22 protein-coding genes are annotated in these 20,336 nt (G+C 68.1%); 16 read left to right on the top strand and 6 right to left on the bottom strand.

Annotation, left to right across the window (positions count from 1 at the left end):
* Positions 1 to 2 precede the first annotated feature (2 nt).
* From hemF to B0684_RS08745, 11 genes are all read left to right on the top strand, one after another.
* Entirely contained in the window at positions 3 to 932 is a 930-nt protein-coding gene (hemF, locus tag B0684_RS08795) for an oxygen-dependent coproporphyrinogen oxidase (RefSeq protein WP_018176250.1), read from the top strand.
* Positions 933 to 955: 23 nt separating this feature from the next.
* Positions 956 to 1,972: a porphobilinogen synthase gene (gene hemB / locus B0684_RS08790; RefSeq protein WP_018650580.1), complete on the top strand. Its 1,017-nt coding sequence runs from the start codon at positions 956 to 958 to the stop codon at positions 1,970 to 1,972.
* A complete protein-coding gene (aroE, locus tag B0684_RS08785; RefSeq protein WP_018176252.1) occupies positions 1,969 to 2,817 on the top strand; it encodes a shikimate dehydrogenase in 849 nt (282 codons plus the stop codon). Before hemB ends, aroE begins: the two co-directional genes overlap by 4 nt.
* Before the next feature lie 102 nt (positions 2,818 to 2,919).
* Positions 2,920 to 3,582: a YiaD family glycine zipper/OmpA-like lipoprotein gene (locus tag B0684_RS08780; RefSeq protein WP_018650581.1), complete on the top strand. Its 663-nt coding sequence runs from the start codon at positions 2,920 to 2,922 to the stop codon at positions 3,580 to 3,582.
* A gap of 189 nt (positions 3,583 to 3,771) precedes the next feature.
* A complete protein-coding gene (gene aroQ, locus B0684_RS08775) occupies positions 3,772 to 4,212 on the top strand; it encodes a type II 3-dehydroquinate dehydratase (RefSeq protein ID WP_018176254.1) in 441 nt (146 codons plus the stop codon).
* Between the two features lie 9 nt (positions 4,213 to 4,221).
* On the top strand, positions 4,222 to 4,674 hold the full coding sequence (gene accB / locus B0684_RS08770) for an acetyl-CoA carboxylase biotin carboxyl carrier protein (RefSeq protein WP_018650582.1): 453 nt from the start codon (positions 4,222 to 4,224) through the stop codon (positions 4,672 to 4,674).
* 51 nt (positions 4,675 to 4,725) lie between these two features.
* Entirely contained in the window at positions 4,726 to 6,072 is a 1,347-nt protein-coding gene (accC, locus tag B0684_RS08765; protein WP_018168371.1) for an acetyl-CoA carboxylase biotin carboxylase subunit, read from the top strand.
* Between the two features lie 31 nt (positions 6,073 to 6,103).
* Positions 6,104 to 6,985 (top strand): 50S ribosomal protein L11 methyltransferase, encoded by an 882-nt coding sequence (prmA, locus tag B0684_RS08760; protein WP_018168372.1) that lies wholly within the window; start codon positions 6,104 to 6,106, stop codon positions 6,983 to 6,985.
* A 228-nt stretch (positions 6,986 to 7,213) separates the two neighbouring features.
* On the top strand, positions 7,214 to 7,861 hold the full coding sequence (locus tag B0684_RS08755) for a DUF3426 domain-containing protein (RefSeq protein WP_018650583.1): 648 nt from the start codon (positions 7,214 to 7,216) through the stop codon (positions 7,859 to 7,861).
* Positions 7,862 to 7,971: 110 nt separating this feature from the next.
* On the top strand, positions 7,972 to 8,964 hold the full coding sequence (gene dusB, locus B0684_RS08750) for a tRNA dihydrouridine synthase DusB (protein ID WP_018176256.1): 993 nt from the start codon (positions 7,972 to 7,974) through the stop codon (positions 8,962 to 8,964).
* Complete coding sequence (locus B0684_RS08745) at positions 8,961 to 9,287, top strand: helix-turn-helix domain-containing protein (protein ID WP_018144664.1); 327 nt, start codon at positions 8,961 to 8,963, stop codon at positions 9,285 to 9,287. The genes dusB and B0684_RS08745 overlap by 4 nt, the downstream gene beginning before the upstream one ends.
* Positions 9,288 to 9,342: 55 nt before the next feature.
* Here the strand turns inward: B0684_RS08745 and B0684_RS08740 are convergent, their stop codons facing one another.
* The gene (locus B0684_RS08740; RefSeq protein WP_018176257.1) at positions 9,343 to 10,104 is read right to left on the bottom strand and encodes an inositol monophosphatase family protein; all 762 of its coding nucleotides are present in this window, start codon (positions 10,102 to 10,104) and stop codon (positions 9,343 to 9,345) included.
* A gap of 161 nt (positions 10,105 to 10,265) precedes the next feature.
* Here B0684_RS08740 and B0684_RS08735 point away from each other — a divergent pair, with 161 nt between their 5' ends.
* Positions 10,266 to 10,583 carry a DUF2322 family protein gene (locus tag B0684_RS08735; RefSeq protein ID WP_018144666.1) on the top strand — a complete coding sequence of 106 codons (318 nt, stop codon included), beginning with the start codon at positions 10,266 to 10,268 and terminating at the stop codon, positions 10,581 to 10,583.
* An 18-nt stretch (positions 10,584 to 10,601) separates the two neighbouring features.
* On the opposite strand, the gene B0684_RS08730 is transcribed toward B0684_RS08735, so the two are convergent.
* The 3 genes from B0684_RS08730 to B0684_RS08720 are packed head-to-tail and all read right to left on the bottom strand — an operon-like array spanning position 10,602 to position 12,120.
* Positions 10,602 to 11,186 carry a histidine phosphatase family protein gene (locus tag B0684_RS08730; protein ID WP_018168376.1) on the bottom strand — a complete coding sequence of 195 codons (585 nt, stop codon included), beginning with the start codon at positions 11,184 to 11,186 and terminating at the stop codon, positions 10,602 to 10,604.
* Positions 11,183 to 11,740 (bottom strand): 1,6-anhydro-N-acetylmuramyl-L-alanine amidase AmpD, encoded by a 558-nt coding sequence (gene ampD, locus B0684_RS08725; protein WP_018168377.1) that lies wholly within the window; start codon positions 11,738 to 11,740, stop codon positions 11,183 to 11,185. Before ampD ends, B0684_RS08730 begins: the two co-directional genes overlap by 4 nt.
* Positions 11,737 to 12,120 (bottom strand): thioredoxin family protein, encoded by a 384-nt coding sequence (locus B0684_RS08720; protein WP_018650584.1) that lies wholly within the window; start codon positions 12,118 to 12,120, stop codon positions 11,737 to 11,739. The genes ampD and B0684_RS08720 overlap by 4 nt, the downstream gene beginning before the upstream one ends.
* A gap of 86 nt (positions 12,121 to 12,206) precedes the next feature.
* Between B0684_RS08720 and B0684_RS08715 the strand changes: the two genes are divergently transcribed.
* Positions 12,207 to 14,258, top strand: a complete 2,052-nt coding sequence (locus tag B0684_RS08715) for a UvrD-helicase domain-containing protein (RefSeq protein ID WP_018650585.1) — start codon at positions 12,207 to 12,209, stop codon at positions 14,256 to 14,258.
* A 41-nt stretch (positions 14,259 to 14,299) separates the two neighbouring features.
* Here the strand turns inward: B0684_RS08715 and B0684_RS08710 are convergent, their stop codons facing one another.
* Positions 14,300 to 16,027 carry a potassium/proton antiporter gene (locus tag B0684_RS08710; protein ID WP_018144672.1) on the bottom strand — a complete coding sequence of 576 codons (1,728 nt, stop codon included), beginning with the start codon at positions 16,025 to 16,027 and terminating at the stop codon, positions 14,300 to 14,302.
* A gap of 88 nt (positions 16,028 to 16,115) precedes the next feature.
* On the opposite strand from B0684_RS08710, the gene B0684_RS08705 reads away from it, so the two are divergent.
* The gene (locus B0684_RS08705) at positions 16,116 to 17,075 is read left to right on the top strand and encodes a lipid A deacylase LpxR family protein (protein ID WP_018168382.1); all 960 of its coding nucleotides are present in this window, start codon (positions 16,116 to 16,118) and stop codon (positions 17,073 to 17,075) included.
* Between the two features lie 10 nt (positions 17,076 to 17,085).
* On the opposite strand, the gene B0684_RS08700 is transcribed toward B0684_RS08705, so the two are convergent.
* Complete coding sequence (locus B0684_RS08700; RefSeq protein ID WP_018176260.1) at positions 17,086 to 18,060, bottom strand: MBL fold metallo-hydrolase; 975 nt, start codon at positions 18,058 to 18,060, stop codon at positions 17,086 to 17,088.
* A 173-nt stretch (positions 18,061 to 18,233) separates the two neighbouring features.
* Between B0684_RS08700 and B0684_RS08695 the strand changes: the two genes are divergently transcribed.
* Positions 18,234 to 18,830, top strand: coding sequence for a DUF502 domain-containing protein (locus B0684_RS08695; RefSeq protein WP_018176261.1), 597 nt, complete (start codon positions 18,234 to 18,236; stop codon positions 18,828 to 18,830).
* A gap of 288 nt (positions 18,831 to 19,118) precedes the next feature.
* Positions 19,119 to 20,336 carry a bifunctional phosphopantothenoylcysteine decarboxylase/phosphopantothenate--cysteine ligase CoaBC gene (gene coaBC, locus B0684_RS08690; RefSeq protein ID WP_018176262.1) on the top strand — a complete coding sequence of 406 codons (1,218 nt, stop codon included), beginning with the start codon at positions 19,119 to 19,121 and terminating at the stop codon, positions 20,334 to 20,336.

Here is a 20,336-nt window from a genome sequence, read left to right as displayed (position 1 = left end):
GCATGAGCCAGGACAACGTCTCCATCGAGCACGTAATCGACTACCTGCAGGGCCTGCAGGACCGCATCTGCCAGGGCCTCGAGGGCCTGGACGGCCGGGCCTGCTTCGAGGAGGACGCTTGGGAGCGCCCCGCTGGCGGCGGCGGGCGTACCCGCGTGCTGCGCGAAGGCGCGGTGTTCGAGCAGGCCGGGGTGAATTTCTCCCACGTGATGGGCGACAACCTCCCGGCCTCGGCCACCGCCCACCGTCCGGAGATGGCCGGGCGCTCGTTCCAGGCCACCGGCGTGTCCCTGGTGATCCACCCGCACAACCCCTTTGTTCCGACCTCGCACGCCAACGTGCGCTTCTTCATCGCCGAGAAGCCCGGCGAGGACCCCATCTGGTGGTTCGGCGGCGGCTTCGACCTGACGCCCTACTACGGCTTCGACGAGGACTGCATCCACTGGCACCGTACCGCCGAGGCCGCCTGCCGCCCGTTCGGCGAGCACCTCTACCCGGCGCACAAGAAGTGGTGCGACGAGTACTTCCACCTCAAGCACCGCGACGAACCGCGCGGCGTGGGCGGGCTGTTCTTCGACGACTTCAGCGAGGGCGGCTTCGAGCATGCCTTCGGCTACATGCAGAGCGTGGGCAACGCCTACCTCGACGCCTACGCCCCGATCGTCGAGCGCCGCCGCGCCACCGACTTTGGCGAGCGCGAGCGCCAGTTCCAGCTCTACCGCCGCGGGCGCTATGTCGAGTTCAACCTGGTCTACGACCGCGGTACCCTGTTCGGCCTGCAGTCGGGCGGGCGCACCGAGTCGATCCTGATGTCGCTGCCGCCGCTGGTACGCTGGGAGTACAACTACCAGCCGGCGCCCGGCACGCCCGAGGCCGAACTGTACGAACGCTATCTGAAGCCGCGCGACTGGCTCGCCGAGACTGCCGGCTGACTCCAAACACGCAAGGACCTGGCATGACCGCACCGATCGCCCCCTATCCCGCCGGCCGCCCGCGCCGAATGCGCCGCGACGGCTTCTCCCGCCGCCTGATGCGCGAACACCACCTGCGCGCGGACGACCTGATCCTGCCGGTATTCGTCACCGAGGGCGAGGGCGTGCGCGAGGCGGTGCCGTCGATGCCTGGCGTGGAACGCGTCTCCATCGACCAGCTGCTGGAAGAGGCGGCCGCCGCCGTGCGCCTGGGCATCCCGGCACTGGCGCTGTTTCCGGTGGTTCCGGGCGAGAAGAAGAGCCTGGATGCGGCCGAGGCGTGGAACCCCGAGGGCCTCGCCCAGCGCGCGGTGCGCGCACTGAAGGCGGCGCACCCGGATCTCGGCGTGATCACCGACGTCGCCCTGGACCCGTTCACCACCCACGGTCAGGACGGCATCATCGACGACGACGGCTACGTAGTGAACGACATCACCACCAAGGCCCTGGTGAAGCAGGCGCTGTCGCACGCAGCGGCCGGTGCCGACGTGGTGGCCCCCTCCGACATGATGGACGGGCGCATCGGCGCGATCCGCGGCGCCCTGGAGGACGGCGGGCACGTGCACACGCGCATCCTCGCCTACTCCGCGAAATACGCCTCCGCCTTCTACGGCCCGTTCCGCGACGCGGTGGGCTCGGCCGGCAACCTCGGCAAGGGCGGCAAGGAGACCTACCAGATGGACCCGGCCAACGGCGACGAGGCCCTGCACGAGGTCGCGCTGGATCTCGCCGAGGGGGCCGACATGGTGATGGTCAAACCGGGCATGCCGTACCTCGACGTGGTGCGCCGCATCCGCGACGAATTCCGGCGCCCGACCTTCGTCTACCACGTCTCCGGCGAGTACGCGATGCTCAAGGCCGCCGCCGAGCGCGGCTGGCTGGACGAGCGTGCCTGCGTGCTGGAGGCCCTGACCGGCATGAAGCGCGCCGGGGCCGACGGCATCCTCACCTACTATGCGCGCACCGTGGCCGAATGGCTGGCGGAGGACGCGGCGCGATGAGAGAGCCGCGTCCGGATCGCTACGCGGTGGTGGGCAACCCCATTCACCACTCGCTGTCCCCGCGCATCCACACCCTGTTCGCCGAACAGACCGGGCAACACCTCGTGTACGAAGCCCGCCAGGGCACCCCCGGGCAGTTCGCCGAGGAGGTCAACGCCTGGTTCGCCGAGGGGCTCAAGGGCCTCAACGTGACCGTTCCATTCAAGGAAGAGGCCTTCGCCCTGGCCCGGGTGCTGAGCGACCGGGCGCGCCATGCCGGGGCAGTCAACACCCTGTGGCGGGACGGCGACCACCGGATCCACGGCGACAACACCGACGGCGTCGGATTCTGTCGGGATCTCGACCGCCTCGGCTTCGACGTGCGCAATCGCCAGGTCCTGATCCTGGGGGCCGGAGGCGCCACCCGCGGCCTGCTGCAGCCGCTGCTGGAAGGCGCACCAGAGGTGCTGATCATCGCCAACCGCACCGTGGCCCGCGCCGAGGGGCTGGTGGATGCCTTCCGGGATATCGCCCCGGCCACCCGGCTCTCCGCCTGCGGCCTGGACGCCCTGCCGCAGGGTCCGTTCGACCTGGTGGTTAACGCCACCGCCACCGGTCTCGGCGACGATGCACTGGCGCTCCCCGAGCACCTCGTCCACGCGGACAGCCTGGCCTATGACCTGGTCTACGGCGCCGGCGCCAAGCGCTTCCTGGACTGGGCCGCCGGCGCGGGCTGTGTACGCGGCAGCGACGGCCTCGGCATGCTGGTGGAACAGGCGGCCGAGGCCTTCTCCATCTGGCGCGGGGTGCACCCCGAGACGGATCCCATTCTGCGTCAACTGCGTCACGAAATCGCTCCCGAATAGCCCACCCACAACCCGGGTTCATGGACGGTTCACGCGCCACAGCGCAAGCTGAACCTATTGCCCCGTATCCGCACGGGGCCAGCGAATACTGGGAGATTCATCATGCAACGCATTCTCGCCCTGGCCGTCACCAGCGCCCTGGTACTGGTGGTGGGCTGCACCACCACGGATCCGTACACCGGGGAAGAACGCGTCTCCCGAGCCACCATCGGGGCCGGCATCGGGGCCGCCACCGGTGCGGTGCTCGGTAGCGTCACCAGCAGTCGCAACCGCACCCAGCGCGCCATGATTGGCGCCGGCATCGGGGCCCTAGCCGGTGGCGCCATCGGCAACTACATGGACCGCCAGGAGGATGCCCTGCGCGAACAGCTGCGCGGCACCGGCGTGAGCGTGACCCGCGATGGCGACAACATCATCCTCAACATGCCGAGCAACATCACCTTCGATTTCGATCGCAGCGAGATCAAGCCGCAGTTCCATGACGTCCTCGACTCGGTCGCACTGGTGCTGGAGGAGTTCGATCAGACCGGGATCGAGATCGCCGGTCACACCGACAGCACCGGCCGGGTGGAATACAACATGGACCTCTCCGAGCGCCGTGCCGAGAGCGTGGGTCAGGCCCTGATCCGCCGTGGCGTGCAGCCGGTGCGGGTGCACACCATCGGCCTCGGGCCGCACCAGCCGGTCGCTACCAACGACACCGATGCGGGCCGCGAACAGAACCGCCGCGTCGAACTCACCCTGTTCCCGCTCACCGCCGACTAAACTGCACGTTCCGGCCCACCACCCCGGCGCTAGCCGAGGCCGGGCCGACCCCATTCTGGCGACGTCTCCAGCGCCTCGCGCTGGACACTCCTACCCTTCCTGCGGCAGAATCCCGATCATTCGCTGCATCGTGATTTTTCGGTGCAATCGCGTCCATTCTCGACAGGATCGCTACCGATTCCCCCTGCCATGGCGTCCATACTGCTGCTCAACGGCCCCAACCTGAACCTGCTGGGACAGCGGGAGCCGGAGCGCTACGGCGTACAGACCCTGGCGGACATCGAGACCGACCTTAAAGCCCGGGCGGAACAGGCCGGCGCAACCCTCGACTGCTTCCAGAGCAATCACGAAGGCGACCTGATCGACCGCATCCACGCCGCCGCCGGCGAGGGCGTGGAGCACATCCTGATCAATCCGGGCGGCCTGACCCACACCAGTGTCAGCCTGCGCGATGCCCTGCTGGGCGTCGCCATCCCGTTCTACGAGATCCATATCAGCAACATCCACGCCCGCGAGCCCTTCCGCCAGACCTCGCGCCTGAGCGATGTCGCCGCCGGCCTGGTCAGTGGCTTCGGCGTCATTGGCTACCGGCTGGCGCTGGATGCGGCTCTTGCAGCTATCAAGGACTAAGAGGCTTCCATGGACATTCGCAAGGTCAAGAAACTGATCGACCTGCTCGACGAGAGCGGCATCCACGAGATCGAGATCCACGAAGGCGAGGAGTCGGTGCGCATCACCCGCTCCGCCAGTGGGACGCCCATGGCCGCCGCCCCGGCCCCATTGCCCCCAGCGGCGCCCGCCGCGGCGGCCCCGACCGCAGCCCCGGCGGGCGCGACGGAGGCCGCACCGGAAATGGACGGTCATCGGGTCACCGCACCCATGGTCGGCACCTTCTACCGGGCGCCGAGCCCGGGCTCCAAGCCGTTCGTCGAGGTCGGCCAGACGGTGGAGGCCGGCGAGACCCTCTGCATCATCGAGGCCATGAAGATGCTCAACCCGATCGAGGCCGACCAGGGCGGCACCATCCGCGACATCCTGGTCGAGAACGGCAACCCGGTGGAATACGGGCAGCCGCTGTTCATCATCGGATGAACCCATCCGCCGGGCCTCACACCCCCGGCTTCGCTGGAAACAGGTTCGAGCATGTTTGAGAAAATTCTGATCGCCAACCGCGGCGAGATCGCCCTGCGGGTCCTGCGTGCCTGCCGCGAAATGGGCATTGCCACCGTCGCCGCCCACTCCAGCGCCGACCGCGACCTGAAGCACGTTCGCCTGGCGGACGAGTCGGTCTGCATCGGCCCCGCGGCCTCGGGCGAGAGCTACCTGAACATTCCCGCGCTGATCGCGGCCGCCGAGGTCACCGACGCCGGAGCGATCCACCCGGGCTACGGCTTCCTGTCGGAAAACGCGGACTTCGCCGAACGAGTGGAGTCTTCGGGCTTCGCCTTCATCGGTCCGCGCGCCGAGACCATCCGTCTGATGGGCGACAAGGTCTCCGCGAAGCAGTCGATGCTGGAGGCCAACGTGCCCTGCGTCCCCGGCTCCGGCGGCGCCCTGGGCGACGACGCGGACACCAACCTGGCGCTGGCGCGCGAGATCGGTTACCCGGTCATCATCAAGGCCGCCGCCGGCGGGGGCGGGCGCGGCATGCGTGTGGTACACACCGAGGGCGCGCTGCTGAACGCCATATCGCTGACCCGCAACGAGGCGCAGCAGGGGTTCGGCAATGACGCCCTGTACATGGAGAAGTACCTGGAACACCCGCGCCACGTGGAGTTCCAGATCCTCGCCGACAGCCACGGCAACGCCGTCTGCCTGGGCGAACGTGACTGCTCCATGCAGCGACGCCACCAGAAGGTCATCGAGGAGGCACCGGCCCCTGGCATTACCGATGACCAGCGCCAGGCCATGGCCGAACGTCTGATCCGCGCCTGTCAGGAGATCGGCTACCGCGGCGCCGGGACCTTCGAGTTCCTGTACGAGAACGGGGGCTTCTATTTCATCGAGATGAACACCCGGCTGCAGGTCGAGCACACCGTCACCGAGCAGGTCACCGGCATCGATCTGGTGCGCGAACAGATCCGCATCGCCGCCGGGGAACCCCTGGGCTACACGCAGGACGACGTGCGCATCACCGGTCACGCGATCGAGTGCCGCATCAATGCGGAAGACCCCCGTACCTTCATGCCCAGCCCCGGCACCATCCAGCAATACCACGCGCCGGGCGGACCGGGCATCCGCATGGATACCCACATCTACAACGGCTACATGGTGCCGCCGTACTACGACTCCATGATCGGCAAGCTGATCGCCCACGGCAACAGCCGCGAGATCGCGCTGGCGCGCATGCGCGGCGCCCTGGGCGAGATCGTGGTGGACGGCATCCAGACCAACGTCGCGCTGCACCACGACCTGATGATCGACGCGAACTTCCAGCGCGGCGAGACCGATATCCACTATCTCGAGAAGAAGCTCAAGGCACAGGCCTGACCCTTCCCCCTCGCGCCACGAGCCTGATGCCATGAGCCTTGCCGAACTTGAATGCCAGATCAGCCCGGAACAAGCCGAGCCGCTGGAGGACACCCTGTTCGAACTGGGTGCCGTCAGCGTCGAGCTGTTCGACGCCGCAGACGAACCCCTCTTCGAGCCGCCCCTGGGCACCCATCCCCTGTGGTCCACCGTGCGCCTGAAGGCGGTGTTCCCGGACACCACCCAGGCGGACCTCGCCGCCGCCGCGCTGGCGCGCCAAGCGCAGGCCCCGGAGGCGATCCAGGTCCAGGCGATCGAGGACCAGGACTGGGTCCGCGCCGGGCTGGACGGTCTTGGCGCCATCCATTGCGGCGGCGCACTCTGGATCGTGCCCTCCTGGGAGGATGAACCGGCGATCGAGGAAGGCACCTTCGTGCGCCTGGACCCCGGCCTTGCCTTCGGGACCGGCAATCACCCGACCACCGCGATGTGCCTGGCCGCCCTGGCCCAGCAGCCACCGCGCGATCAAGAGGTCCTCGACTACGGCTGCGGCTCTGGCATCCTCGCGATCGCCGCCCTGAAGCTGGGCGCACGCCATGCACTGGGCATCGACATCGATGAACAGGCCGTGCAAGCCACCCGCAGCAATGCCGACTCCAACGCCATCCCGCCCGCACAGCTGGAGACGGGGCTGACCGATCACCCTGTGCCCGACGCGGCCTATGACCTGGTGCTGGCCAACATCCTCGCCAAGCCGCTGATCGATCTGGCACCGGAGTTGGCTCGGGCGGCGAAACCGGGCGCACGCATCCTGCTCGCCGGGCTGCTCGAACGCCAGGCAGACGAAGTCATCGCGGCCTACTCTGACACCTTCGATATCGGCGTCGAGGACTGCCGCGAAGGCTGGGCCCTGCTCGGCGGCCGCCGGCGCTAGGGAGACGCTGAGTCATGGACGCGCCCGGCCGAGTCGATCGCTCTCAACGGCAAGGCGCCGCAAGCACAGGATCGCCCGGCTGCAGCAACGCGCCGCAAGCCCATCAGCAGGCCCCATCGGGCGAATCCTCGCGACACCTGACGCCCAGCCCGTAGGATGCTGGCCCGCTGCCCCCAATGCGGCGTCACCCACGCCCTCGCCCGCGGGGCCAAGCTCCGCCAGAGGCGAGTGCACTGCTCCAATTGCGATGCCGAGTTCGATCTGTTCCCGGCACTGGAGATCGGCGGCGCGGGCGAACGCGTGCTGGGCCAAGGGCTCCTCCCGGCACGGCAGGCGCCCCTCCACGCCATCGAGCGGGCCCCGGGCGCTGCAATCCCCCTCAACATCGAACGCCACGCAAGCCCCCTGGGCTCGGCAGACGCAACACGCCGGCGCTCCTGGCCGGGGATCGTGCTGGCCGCCGCCCTGATGCTGCTGCTGGGCGCGCAACTACTGGCAATCCCGCCCGTGGCACCGGACCGGAGTCCCCAGCTGGACCAGGCCCGGGCACAAGTGTGCGCGGCCCTCCCCTGCCCGACCTGGCACCCGCGGCGCGCCCCTGGCCAAGTCCGCACCTCGGCGCCCGATTTCTTCACCACCAGCGATGGCACTCTGCACCTGCAATTCGTGCTCGAGAGCCCGATCCGGCAGGCCTGGCCGATCCTCGATATCCGCCTGACCGACCAGCTTGGGACGCCCCATGGCACCCTCCGGCTAACCCCCGACGACTACACCGACACCCACGCACCGATGAATGCCCACTCCCCCCATTCCGTGCGTCTGGCCGTTGCCAGTCCTCATGGCCACATCACCGGCATCGAAATCCAGCCCCGGTAATTCCCGGGTCCAAGCTCGCGCGCATTCACATGGTTTCGCGATCGACCGCACCGGAAACCGCGCAGGTTAGCTGCTAGACTGACCCGCTTGCTCCCGACCCGATAGCCCCGATGCAGCTCGGAACTCACCACTTCCCCGACCCTGTCGTGTTTCTGGCGCCGATGGCCGGGGTCAGCGACCGTCCGTTTCGGTTACTGGCCCGCCGCCTGGGGGCCAGCGCGGCGGTATCCGAGATGGTGACCTCCGACACCCGACTATGGACCAGCGACAAGAGCCGCCACCGCCTGGATCATCGCCAGGAGCCGCGCCCGCGCATCGTACAGTTGCTGGGTAACGAACCCGAGGCCCTGGCCGAGGCTGCGCGCGAGAACGTGCGCCGCGGTGCCGACGTGATTGATCTGAACCTCGGCTGTCCGGCCAAGAAGGTCTGCAGCAAGGCCGCCGGATCGGCGCTACTGGGCGAGCCGGAACGGGTGCGCGAACTGCTCCAGGCGCTCACCACCGCGGTCACGGTCCCGGTGACCCTGAAGATGCGCCTGGGCCTCGACCGCGAACGGATCAACGGCGAGACCATCGCGGCCATTGCCGAGGACTGCGGCATCGCGATGCTGACCGTGCATGGCCGCACGCGGGCCGATGCCTATCGCGGAGAGACGGACTACGCCGCCATCGCGCGCATCGTCCGGGCCGTTTCCATCCCCGTGCTCGCCAATGGCGACATCACCGGCCCCGAAAAGGCCCTGCAGGTACTGGATACGACCCGTGCGGCGGGCGTGATGATCGGGCGTGCCGCCCAGGGCCAGCCCTGGCTCCCGGGCCAGATCCGGGCCGCGCTGGCGGGCGAACCGATACCGCCGGCACCCGGGCGCGCCGCCCGCCTGGCCCTGATCGAGGAGCACATTGGCGAATTGCACGCCCAATACGGCGAACCGCAGGGCGTGCGCATCGCGCGCAAGCACCTGGGCTGGTATCTTCAGGGCCTGGGTCTCGACGAGGCCCGCACCCGGGCGGCCCGGGCTGATCTTCTCGCCGCCCCCACGGCCAGCGAACAACTGTGGCGCCTTCGGGCCCACCTGACGGGAATCGCAAGCGAGGCTGCATGAGCATGAACATGCCACTCGAACAGGACCCAGAGGTCCACGAGACGCCGGTTGCAGGCGTCCTCCCGTCCGACTGTGTGCTGGCCGAGTCCGTGCGCCATGCACTGGACCAGTACTTCGAGACCCTGGATGGGCAGAGCAGCCACGATCTCTACGCGCTGGTGATGAACGAGGTGGAGCGCCCCCTCCTGGCCAGCGTGCTGGAGCGCTGCGGGGGCAACCAGAGCCGCGCGGCGGCCCTGCTCGGGCTCAACCGCGCCACCCTGCGCAAGAAGCTGCGCACCCACGGACTGGTGGGAACCAACGGGAACGGCGCCGGAGAATAACCCCCGGCGCCGGCAACCCCATGCGCCCCGATCGGGGCGCATGGGAAGGCGCTGACTAGCCCTTCCAGCCCAAGCGGGTCAGGGCCGTACGATGCAGTTCCGGGGTGGCCGCGGCCAGGACATTCGCGGTCTGCAGGTCCAGTTCGCCGCCAGAGAGGTTGGTGAACACGCCCCCCGCCTCGCGCACGATCACCGCCAGTGCGGCGATATCCAGGATATTCACGTCCGACTCGACGATCAGGTCGATGCTGCCGCGCGCCAGCAGGTGGTAGTGGTAGAAGTCGCCGTAGCCACGGGTGCGGTTCACCTCGGCCGTGATGCCGCCCAGTGCCTTCCAGCCTTCAGCATTCTGCGCCAGGGACTTGAGGTTACCGGTGGACAGGGAGGCCCGCCCCAGATCGGTGGTCTTCTCGACCGCGATCGGGTCGCCATTCAGGAACGCGCCCTGGCCCTTTTCCGCCCAGGCCCGCTCGCCGAACTGGATGCCATTGGACAGCCCCAGGATCAGGTCGCCCTTGTACATCAGCGCGATCTGGGTGGAGAAGAACGGGTAGCGACGCACGAAGCTCTTGGTGCCGTCGATCGGGTCAATCAGCCAGACATAGTCGGAATCCATGTCCGACTGCCCGGTCTCCTCGCCGTAGAAACCGTGATCCGGGAAGTGCTCGCGGATCACCTGGCGGATCGCCTGTTCGCTCTCCACGTCGGCCCGGGTCACCGGGGTATCGTCGGGTTTGGTTTCGACGTCGACACCCGCCTCGTAATAGTGGCGGATTACCTTCTCGGCGGCATCGGCGGCGGCCTGGGCGGCCTCCATGAACGCGCTTCGCGACATGTTCGTGTCCCCTCGACAAAAGCCGCTATCTTAGCATGTGGCGCCTTCGTCGCTGACCCGGCGCGACCCTGCCGCCTTCGCGGGTTGGTTGTCGCCACCGGGTCATGCCCCGATAATGCCGCCATTATTTCGAGGAGCCCGACATGTCCAAGAAGCTGCCCGACGTCAGCAATATCGAACGCCTGGAATTGTTTGGCGAAGACTACAACCCCACCGCGACCATCGAAAACGTGGAAGGCCAGAGCCTGTCGCTGCAGATCTACTATCAGCTGGCGCTGGACTTCGGCGGCATCGGCCCCAAGGCGGCCAACTCGGGGCTGCTGATGTACGGCAACCACGCCGATGACGCCCGCGCCAACCCCGGCAAGCACCCGAACATCGATCGTCTGATCGACGTGCTGAACAACGACTTCTACCTGTCGGTGAAGGCCGTCCCCAAACGCAGCAACCAGGCCGGGTAGACCGGAGCGGCGTCCGACTCAAACCCGGTTGGCGTGGATCAGGCGCCAGCCCCGGGTCGGGTGCCGGTGCAGGCGGGTGCGGCTGGCATAGTCGCATTCCAACTGGAACAGCCGCGCGTCCGGCACCCCCATCACCCAGCCCACCAGGGCGCGGATCACCCCGGCGTGCACGACCAGCAGCACGCGCTCGGCCTCCAGGGGCCGCAACGCCGCCTCGAAGCCGGTCTCCACCCGCCGCCGAAAGTCCGCCAGCGGCTCGGCCCCTGCCGGCCGCGCGTGGACTGGGTCGGCGTAGAAGGCGCGGTACTCTTCCGGCCGGTCACGCTGAAGCTCAACCCGGGTCCGCCCCTCCCAGTCGCCGAAGCCCACCTCGCGCAGATCCGGCGCCAGGGACAGCGGTAAATCCTGTCCGGCGGCGAAGCGTTCAGCGAAGGCGCGGCAACGCTGCATCGGCGAACTGACCACGTACTGCCAGCCGGCCTCGCCTTTCACCGCCTGCTCCATCTGGGCCCACCCGCGCGGGCTCAGCGGATCGTCGCAGCCATGACCGCGATAGCGCTGACCGCCCTCCGGCTCCCCGTGGCGCAACAAATCCACGATCATGCCGTCACCGCCTGTAATTCCCGCCGCAGGCGCGTCCAGTCGAAGCAGGGCCCGGGGTCCGTCTTGCGCCCCGGCGCGATGTCGCTGTGACCCACCAGCCCATCCGCGCCAATACCGGGGTAGCGTGCCCGGAGCCAGCCCACCAACCGCGCCAGTTCGGCGTACTGCGCCGGGGTGAACGGATCCTCGTCGGTCCCCTCGAGTTCGATCCCGATGGAGAAATCGTTGCAGCGCTCGCGTCCGCACCACTGCGACGCCCCTGCATGCCAGGCACGGCGGGAGAACGGCACGAACTGGGTGGCCCACCCGTCGCGGTTAATCAGCACATGGGCGGAGACATGCAACGCCGCGATCTCGGCAAAGTAGGGATGGGCCTGCGGATCCAGCCGGTTCTGGAAGAGCTCGGCGATATGCGGTCCGCCGAACTCGCCGGGCGGAAGACTGATCGCATGCACCACAATCAACTCCGGGTCCTGTCCCGGCGGGCGGGCATCCTGGTTCGGGCTTTCCACCACGCGCGCGGGCGGCCACCAGTCGATGTCGCTCGAGGTCATGGTGCCTCCTCGGGTGGGCGCGCGAGGCAGGCGGTCAGCGCCTCGCGCAGCAGGGGCAACCGGGGCGGGGCCTCCAGGCGACCGTGGTAGGCGCCCGCCTGGAACACGAACAGCGCCGGCAGATGGAAGACCTCGAATTCGCGCACCAGGGCGGTATCCGTCTCGGCGTCCACCACGAACAAGGCAGGCGCATCCGCGGCCGCCTGCCACTCCGCCAGGACCCGACCCATCACCTTGCAGGCGCCGCAGCCCCGACGGGTGAACAGAATGACCGCCGGGCCTGGCACATCCATCAGGCGCTGATGAAAATCGAACTGGGTCAGGCGCACGAGCGAACCTTCCGGTCCGGCCGACGCTGCGGTGCCCGACGCATCGGTCAATGGCTTATCCTCACCGTTACTGTCTTTATGAATGCTGAATCGTGGGTTAGTTTACGCGCCCCGTTGCGAAGGAATCGACCTGCCCGGTGTCCGAACTGAACCCCCAACAACAGGCCGCCGTGACCACCACGGACCACCCACTGCTGGTGCTGGCCGGAGCGGGGTCGGGCAAGACGCGCGTAATCACCGAGAAGATCGCACACCTGATCGAGCAGCGCGGCCTGGCCGCGCGCCAGATCGTGGCCATCACCTTCACCAACAAGGCGGCGCGCGAGATGCGCGAGCGGGTGCAGGGCCGCCTGTCGCGCGAGCAGGCACGCGGGCTCAACGTCTCCACCTTCCACACCTTCGGGCTCAACTTCCTGCGCCGCGAACTGCAGGCGGCCGGGCTGCGTGCCGGCTTTTCCATTCTTGATCCGGGCGACTGCCGGCAGTTGCTGCGGGAGATCACCTACCGCGACGACACCGGCTCCGAGGTGGACGCACTGGTCGGCCACATCAGCCGCTGGAAGAACGACCTGATGACGCCGGCGGAGGCGCTGCACGAGGCGGGTCAGATGACCGATGCCCCGGAGGCGATCGCCGCCGCCAACCTCTACCCGCGCTATGAGGACGCCCTGCGCGCCTACAACGCGGTGGACTTCGACGACCTGATCAAACGCCCGGTGGACTGCCTGCGCGACGACCCGGAGTTGCGCAACCGCTGGCAGGACCGTATCCGCCACCTGCTGGTGGACGAGTACCAGGACACCAACTCCGCGCAGTACCAACTGGTGCGCCTGCTGGTTGGCGTCAGCGATGGACTGACGGTGGTGGGCGACGACGATCAGTCGATCTACGCCTGGCGTGGGGCACGCCCGGAGAACCTCGTGCGCCTACAGGACGACTTCCCGCGCCTGGAGGTGATCAAGCTGGAGCAGAACTACCGCTCCACCAACCGCATCCTGCACACGGCGAACGCGCTGATCGCGAACAACCCGCACGTGTTCGAGAAGCGCTTGTGGAGTGCGCTCGGCGAGGGCGAGAAGATTGAGGTCATCGGCTGCTCCGACGCCGACACCGAGGCCGCACGCGTGGTCTCCGAGCTGATGCGCCGGCGTTTCCGTCACAATGCGGGCTGGGGGGATTTCGCGATCCTCTACCGCAGCAACCACCAGTCCAGGCTGTTCGAGAAGCTCCTGCGCGAGCAGGGCATCCCCTACCGCCTGAGCGGCGGCCAGTCGTTCTTCGAGAAGGCCGAGATCAAGGACCTGGTTGCCTACCTGCGCCTGCTCGCCAACCCGGACGACAACACCGCGTTCCTGCGCGTGGTCAACGTCCCGCGCCGCGAGATCGGGCCAGCCACCCTGGAAAAGCTCGGCCACTACGCCAACCAGCGCGGCACCTCCCTGTTGCAGGCCGCCCGCGGCGCCGGTCTTTCCGAATACATGGATGCCCGCGCCCAGGCCCGGCTGGAGCGCTTTACTGACTGGATTGACGGCTTCCAGCGCCGCGGCGCGGAAGAGTCCCCGGACGTCCTGCTACGCGCCCTGGTCGAAGACATCGACTACGAATCCTGGCTGTTGGAGAACAGCCCCAACCCGCGCGCAGCGACCCGGCGCATGGACAACGTGCGCGAATTCATCGACTGGGTCGGGCGCATGGGCGGAGCGAACACCACGGCCGAATACGGTGATGACGAGGCCGAGGACACCCGCAGCATGGGTCTTGCCGACATCGTCAATCGCATCAGCCTGATGGACATCCTCGACCGCAACCGGGATTCCCAGGACGGCAACGAGTCGGTACAGCTGCTGACCCTGCACACCGCCAAGGGCCTGGAGTTTCCGCATGTCTGCCTGGTCGGCTTCGAGGAGGAATTGCTGCCACACCGCGTCAGCGTCGAAGACGACTCCATCGAGGAGGAGCGCCGCCTGGCCTATGTCGGCCTGACCCGCGCCCAGCAAACCCTCCTGATCACCTACGCCCAAAGCCGAAGCCGCTACGGCGAAAGCATCGATTGCGAGCCCTCGCGCTTTCTCGACGAACTCCCCGGGGAGCATCTCGACTGGCCCGACGCCAAGCCGCCGGACCCCGAGACCCAGCAGCTCACCGCCCGCGCCCACCTCGCCGGCCTGAAGGCCATGCTGGAAAAATAGGGCCCCTTAGAGATTCAGGCCTCGCACCGCCGGACTTACACTCAAGAAGGCTTCAGCAGCTTCAGGCCGACGCGGGTGATGCGGGCGCCGTCCATCTCGCGGATGACCAGGCGCATCGGGCCGAGATCGACGGCATCGCCGACGACCGGTTCGGCCTGGAGCTCGCGACGCAGATAGACCTCCAGGGTTTCACCCTGGCGTTCGGGCGGGACCGGGGCGCCATAGGCCATGCCGACTGCGCCCAACTGGGCGTCGCCGTTGAGCGCGAATTCGCCGAACACGCTGCGCTCGGTGAGGCGTTCCGGCACCTCGTCCTTGGGCACGAACAGGCGGTCGAGGTCATGCAGATCCGCGGGCGTGACCATGATGTAGAGATGGTCGCCGGCGTGCAGATCCAGCAGCTCCAGGGTCTCGAGCAATTTGCCCTTGCGCAGATGCGCCACCACCCGTGCGCTGCCCGGCAAGCGGAAGTTCGACCAGGCCTCGCGCACCACCGGGGTGGTCTCCGCCAGACGGTAGCCGACCAGCTCCATCTCCTGCTGCCCCGGGATGTCGAGCTCGGTGCGCTGCACCCGCGCGGTGGTGGGGGGCAACTCCAGCCCCAGCCAGCGCGCCGAGGTCGCGACGGTCCAGCCCTGCACCAGCAGCGAGATCAGCACGACGAAGAACACCACGTGGAAGAAGTAGCCAGCCAGTTCCAGCCCGGCCAGCAAGGGGAACAGCGCGAGGATAATCGGCACCGCCCCGCGCAGACCAACCCAGGAGATGAACACCTGCTCGCGCCAGGGAAAGCGGAATGGGTAGAGGCAAATCCACACCGCCAGCGGCCGCGCGATCAGGATCAGCACGGCGGCGACCAGGCCGGCGTCCAGCGCCACCGGCGGGAGCTCGGACGGGGCGACGATCATGCCCAGCATCAGGAACATGCCGATCTGCGCCAGCGAGGCGATGCCGTCGTGGAAGCGCTTGATGTTCTGCGAGGCCTCCAGCGGTCGGTTGCCGAGCAGCAGCCCCGCCAGGTACACGGCGAGGAACCCGGAACCGCCGACCAGCCCGGTGAGCCCGAAGATGGCCAGTGCCCCGGCCATGGCAAACAGCGGATAAAGCCCGGCCGCCATCGGCACCCGGTTGATCAGCGCGAGCAGGGCAAAGCCGCCACCCACCCCGAGCAACGCGCCCAGGCCCATCTGCTGGACGAACTCCACCAGCACCACCAGACCGAACTGCTGTTCCGGCATCAGCAGCAGTTCGATCAGCACAATGGTGAGGAAGATCGCCATCGGGTCGTTGGAGCCGGACTCGATTTCGAGCGTGGCGCCGACCCGGCTCTTCAGCTCCAGCCCACGCGAGCGCAGCAGGGAGAACACCGCCGCCGCATCGGTGGACCCGACAATCGCCCCGAGCAGCAGCCCCTCCAGCCAGGACAGTCCCAGCCACCACACGGCGAACGCCCCGGTCAGCCCCGAGGTGACGATGACCCCGAGTGTGGCCAGCCCCAGCGCCGGCTTCAGCCCGATGCGGAAATTGCGCGCCGGTGTGCGCATCCCGCCGTCGAACAGGATGATCGCCAGCGCCGCCGAGCCGATCAGATAGGCAACGGTGATATTCTCGAACACCAGACCGCCCGGGCCTTCCGGGCCCAGCAGCATCCCGATGACCAGGAACACCAGCAACAGGGGCACACCCAGCCGCGAGGTGATCACGCTCGAAAGGATGCTCCCCAGCAGCACGATCGCGGCCAGGAAGATGATCTGGTTGGAGAGGTCCATGCGCCAATCATACCGGAACACCCCCGCATCCCGACGGCGCTCCACCCGCTGGAGAGAGGCTGGCCTGCTGGCCACGGCACTCCTGTGCGTGGCGGTCGCCAGCCCAACCAGCCTGGCCGGGAGCGGCGTCGATGCCTTGCACTTCGAATTCGAGAACGACCTGTTCGGGGGCGAGGATCGCTACTACACCAACGGGGTTCGCATCGGCTGGACGCGCAGCGAGGAACGCGTGCCACCGTGGCTGCGGACTGTGGCGGACAGCCTGCCGTTCTTCATCCGTCGCGAGGAGCCCGAACGCCTGAAGGCGGCGATCCACCTGGGTCAGAACATGTACACCCCGGAGGATATCGAGCGCACGACGCCGGACCCGGATGATCGCCCCTACGCCGGCTGGCTGTACCTGAATTTCAGCATGGCCGCGGAACACGACAACCGCCTGGACCGCCTGCAGGTCACGCTGGGCACGGTCGGCCCGGCCTCCCTGGCCGAACGCACCCAGAGGGAGGTCCACAGCTGGTCCAGCGCACCGGAGCCAAAAGGATGGGATCACCAGATCGGCAATGAACCGACGCTGATGCTGGCCTACGAACGCCAGCTGCGCGGCCGGTCACACCGCACGCCAAACGGCTGGGGCGCCGACCTGACCCCGCACTGGGGCGCGGCTGCCGGAACCCCCTTCACCTTCGCGAATGCCGGTGCCATCGTGCGCGCGGGGCGCAACCTGCCGGGCGATTACGGCCCGCCCCGGATCCGCCCGGCCCTGTCCGGCACCCACACCTTCGAGACCACCGCGCGCGTCGGCGGCTATGCGTTTGCCGGTATCGACACGCGGCTGATGCTCTACGACCTGTTCCTGGACGGCCCAGTCTTTCGTGACGGGCCCTCGGTGGACAAACACCCCGTGGTGGGCGAACTCACCGCCGGGGTCGTGTTTCATGTAGGCGGGGTGCGCCTGGGCTACACCCATGTCTGGCGCTCGCGCGAGTTCAGCGGGCAGGCCAAGGGCGCGGCCGAGTTCGGCTCGCTGCACGCCACCTGGCAGTTCTGAACACAGGGATTCAGAACACCGCGGCCTCGACATCCGGGTACGTGGTAGCCACCGACCGGTCGATCTTGTCGTCGAAGCCGGGGTAGTGATCGATCAGGTCACCCATGCGCTCGCGCACCAGCGGCACGGTCTCGAAAGCGGCCAGCCCCTGTTCCACACCTTCCTCGATCCCCTCCCAAAGCGTGACCAGATAACGCTGCAGCCGGGCCAGCGTCTGCGCATCCTCCAGCCGACCGTGGCCGGGTACGACCACCGCCGGCTCCAGCGCGATCAGCTCGTCCAGCAGGTCGATCCATTGCGCGACATCGCCATCCCAGACCGACGGCGCACGATCGCTGTAGACCACGTCCCCGGCCAGCAGGACCCGCGTCTGCGGCAGCCAGATGCTCAGATCGCCCGGCGAATGGGCACCCCCGGAGGGAAGAATCACCACCTCGGTGCCGCCAAGGTCACGGGTGATACGCTCGTCCACCGCAACATTCGGCAACAGCGGCGTGGTGTCACCGGTCGCGCCCTCGGTCATCTCGCGGAAATTCTCGACCCAGCCTTCGGCCTCCGTCTCCATACGCGCGGTCGCGGCGGAACCGGCCATGATCTCCGGGTCGGAATCGGCGAAGGCGTGGTTGCCCAGCCAGTGATCCCCGTGGCTGTGGCTGTTCACGATCCAGCGCACCGGCTGACCCGTGACCTCGGCAATCGCCTCGCGCAGCGCCACACCCATGGTCTCGGAGGAGCCCGTGTCGAATACCAGCACGCCGTCGTCGGCCACCACGAACGCCATGTTCGCGTTCCAGCCGAGGTTCTCGCGACTGGGGAGATCCCGCGCCGGCGTCATCACCGCATAGACGCCCGGCGCCACCGCCTCGGGCGTCATCGCGTAGTCCTCGGGCGCGGCCGCGTCCGACTCCCCCGCGATGGAGGCCTGCGGTAGGGCAACCGCCGAGACTACCAGCGCCAGCACACCCAACCCGGTCCATCCGCTCATCGTCCGCTCCTTCTATCGGCAAAAATGTATCGGCAAAAATGCCGCTCAAACCCATTTCATAGACTGCACCCGATCACGGAAGTGCCGCCCCGAGCAGTCGTGACCGGCAGCCGACCGTGCTGCGGACACGAATGCGTTAGCATTCCGGAGATCCCCCCTGCACGGAGCCTGCTGTGCGCCGAATCTCCCGCACCTTCCTGACCGGCCTGGCCGCGATCCTCCCGGCCGCGATCACGCTGGCCCTGCTGTGGTGGCTGGGCAGCACCGCCGAGGATGTCCTCGGGGGCCTGCTGCAGGCCGTCCTGCCGGATCTGCTCTACTTCCCGGGCATGGGGATCCTGGCCGGCATCGGCCTGATCTTCGGCCTCGGGGTGTTGCTGCAGGCCTATGTCGTGCGCTGGCTGTTCGACTGGCTGGAGGGCCTGATGCAGCGCATCCCCGTGATCAAGACGATCCACGGCACCGTGCGCGACGTCACCAACCTGCTCTCCGGCGACATCCATCAGCGCTTCGGGAAGGCCGTGCTCGTCACGTTCCCCGGCACCGACTTCAAACTGGTCGGCTTTGTCACCCGCGAGGACTTCGAGGGCCTGCCGGACAACCTGGGGGGGCCGGAGACGCTCGCGGTCTACATGCCCATGAGCTACCAGATCGGCGGCTACACCCTGATGCTGCCGCGCGAGCGGGTCGAGCCGCTGGACCTGCCGCTGGAGGATGCGATGCGCTACGCCCTGACCGCCGGCGTCTCCGCGCGCCAGGACAAAGGCTAAGGAGACGCTGATCAATTCGCACGTCCGCGTTGGTGCCCCATTTTTTCCGAGACAAGGCGCGGTGCGCAGTGCCGTAGTCACTCTACGGTCAAGCGGCGCAACGCAGAATCGGGGAAAATGGGGCGCCAACCCCTTGAGGGCTCGGCCGATTTTGCCCGCTGACGGCGTTGCGGCTCGCTTATGTAGCTCGGCTACACTTCGCTCGCCGCGCCTTGTCATCGAGCAAAATCGACTCGAGCGCGAACGTGCGAATTAATCAGCGTCTCCTTAAGGGGTAGAATCCGGCGCATGACGGAACACGACACCCAGCCCCGGATACTGGTCGGCGTCAGCGGCGGCATCGCCGCCTACAAGGCCTGCGAGCTGGTGCGCGAGCTCAAGCGCGCCGGCTGCGCGGTGCGCGTGGTGATGACCGCGGGTGCCCGCGCCTTCGTGACCCCGCTGACCTTCCAGGCCCTGTCCGGCGCGCCGGTGCGCACCGAACTGCTGGATGCCGAGGCCGAATCCGGCATGGACCATATCGCCCTGGCGCGCTGGGCCGATCGCATCGTGGTCGCCCCCGCGAGCGCCAACCTGATCGCCCGCTACGCCCAGGGCCTGGCGGACGACCTGCTGAGTACCCTGCTGCTGGCCACCACCGCGCCGGTCACCCTGGCGCCGGCGATGAACCACCGCATGTGGGCACACCCGGCCACGCAGGCCAACATTGCGACCCTGGTCGAACGCGGCGTGACCCTGATCGGACCCGACAGCGGCGACCAGGCCTGCGGCGAGCAGGGCGAAGGCCGCCTGCGCGAGCCGGCCGCGATCGCGCGCGAACTGCTGCAGCCAGCAGACGCCCCGCTAGCCGGTCGCCAGGTGCTGATCACCGCCGGCCCCACCTTCGAACCCATCGACCCCGTGCGCTTCATCGGCAACCGCAGCTCCGGGCGCATGGGCTTCGCCCTGGCCGCGGCCGCGCGTGATGCCGGGGCACGCGTGACCCTGGTGCATGGCCCCACCGCACAGGCCGTGCCCGCCGGCGTCGAGGGCGTTGCCACCGAAACCGCCGCCACCATGCACGCCGCGGTGATGGAACGCCTGCCCGCGACCGACATCCTGATCGCGGCGGCGGCCGTGGCCGACTACCGCCCGGCCAAACCACAGGCCCAGAAGATCAAGAAATCCGACCCCACGATGCATCTGGCCCTGGAACGCACCCAGGACATCCTCGCCGACGCCGCGCGCCAGGCGGCCACGCTCCCCCGGCGCCCGTTCCTGGTGGGCTTCGCGGCCGAGACCGAGGACCTGCGCGAGCACGCCGAGACCAAGCGCCGAAACAAGGGGCTCGACCTGATCGCGGCCAATCGCGTCGGCGAAGGCCTCGCCTTCGGCACCGCCGACAACGAGCTGCTGTGCCTGTGGGAGGGCGGCGAGCGCACGCTGCCGAACCAGCCCAAGGCCCAACTGGCGCGCGCGCTGATCGACCTGGTCATCGAGCGCCTGAACCCACGCGAAACAGATTAG

The sequence above is a fragment of the Thioalkalivibrio versutus genome, from assembly GCF_001999325.1.
GTDB classification, from domain to species: domain Bacteria; phylum Pseudomonadota; class Gammaproteobacteria; order Ectothiorhodospirales; family Ectothiorhodospiraceae; genus Thioalkalivibrio; species Thioalkalivibrio versutus.
The sequence above is the reverse complement of the archived record's forward strand: the minus strand, read 5'-3'. Positions and strand labels throughout refer to the sequence as shown.

Bases quoted from the DNA above. Each gene is read 5' to 3' on its own strand.
- hemF (WP_018176250.1), top strand. From the start codon at position 3: ATGAGCCAGGACAACGTCTCCATCGAGCACGTAATCGACTACCTGCAG.
- accB (WP_018650582.1), top strand. From the start codon at position 4,222: ATGGACATTCGCAAGGTCAAGAAACTGATCGACCTGCTCGACGAGAGC.
- ampD (WP_018168377.1), bottom strand. From the start codon at position 11,740: ATGACCTCGAGCGACATCGACTGGTGGCCGCCCGCGCGCGTGGTGGAA.
- prmA (WP_018168372.1), top strand. From the start codon at position 6,104: ATGAGCCTTGCCGAACTTGAATGCCAGATCAGCCCGGAACAAGCCGAG.
- aroQ (WP_018176254.1), top strand. From the start codon at position 3,772: ATGGCGTCCATACTGCTGCTCAACGGCCCCAACCTGAACCTGCTGGGA.
- B0684_RS08700 (WP_018176260.1), bottom strand. From the start codon at position 18,060: ATGAGCGGATGGACCGGGTTGGGTGTGCTGGCGCTGGTAGTCTCGGCG.
- B0684_RS08730 (WP_018168376.1), bottom strand. From the start codon at position 11,186: ATGATCGTGGATTTGTTGCGCCACGGGGAGCCGGAGGGCGGTCAGCGC.
- B0684_RS08780 (WP_018650581.1), top strand. From the start codon at position 2,920: ATGCAACGCATTCTCGCCCTGGCCGTCACCAGCGCCCTGGTACTGGTG.
- accC (WP_018168371.1), top strand. From the start codon at position 4,726: ATGTTTGAGAAAATTCTGATCGCCAACCGCGGCGAGATCGCCCTGCGG.
- B0684_RS08735 (WP_018144666.1), top strand. From the start codon at position 10,266: ATGTCCAAGAAGCTGCCCGACGTCAGCAATATCGAACGCCTGGAATTG.
- B0684_RS08745 (WP_018144664.1), top strand. From the start codon at position 8,961: ATGAGCATGAACATGCCACTCGAACAGGACCCAGAGGTCCACGAGACG.
- B0684_RS08740 (WP_018176257.1), bottom strand. From the start codon at position 10,104: ATGGAGGCCGCCCAGGCCGCCGCCGATGCCGCCGAGAAGGTAATCCGC.
- aroE (WP_018176252.1), top strand. From the start codon at position 1,969: ATGAGAGAGCCGCGTCCGGATCGCTACGCGGTGGTGGGCAACCCCATT.
- hemB (WP_018650580.1), top strand. From the start codon at position 956: ATGACCGCACCGATCGCCCCCTATCCCGCCGGCCGCCCGCGCCGAATG.
- dusB (WP_018176256.1), top strand. From the start codon at position 7,972: ATGCAGCTCGGAACTCACCACTTCCCCGACCCTGTCGTGTTTCTGGCG.
- B0684_RS08710 (WP_018144672.1), bottom strand. From the start codon at position 16,027: ATGGACCTCTCCAACCAGATCATCTTCCTGGCCGCGATCGTGCTGCTG.
- coaBC (WP_018176262.1), top strand. From the start codon at position 19,119: ATGACGGAACACGACACCCAGCCCCGGATACTGGTCGGCGTCAGCGGC.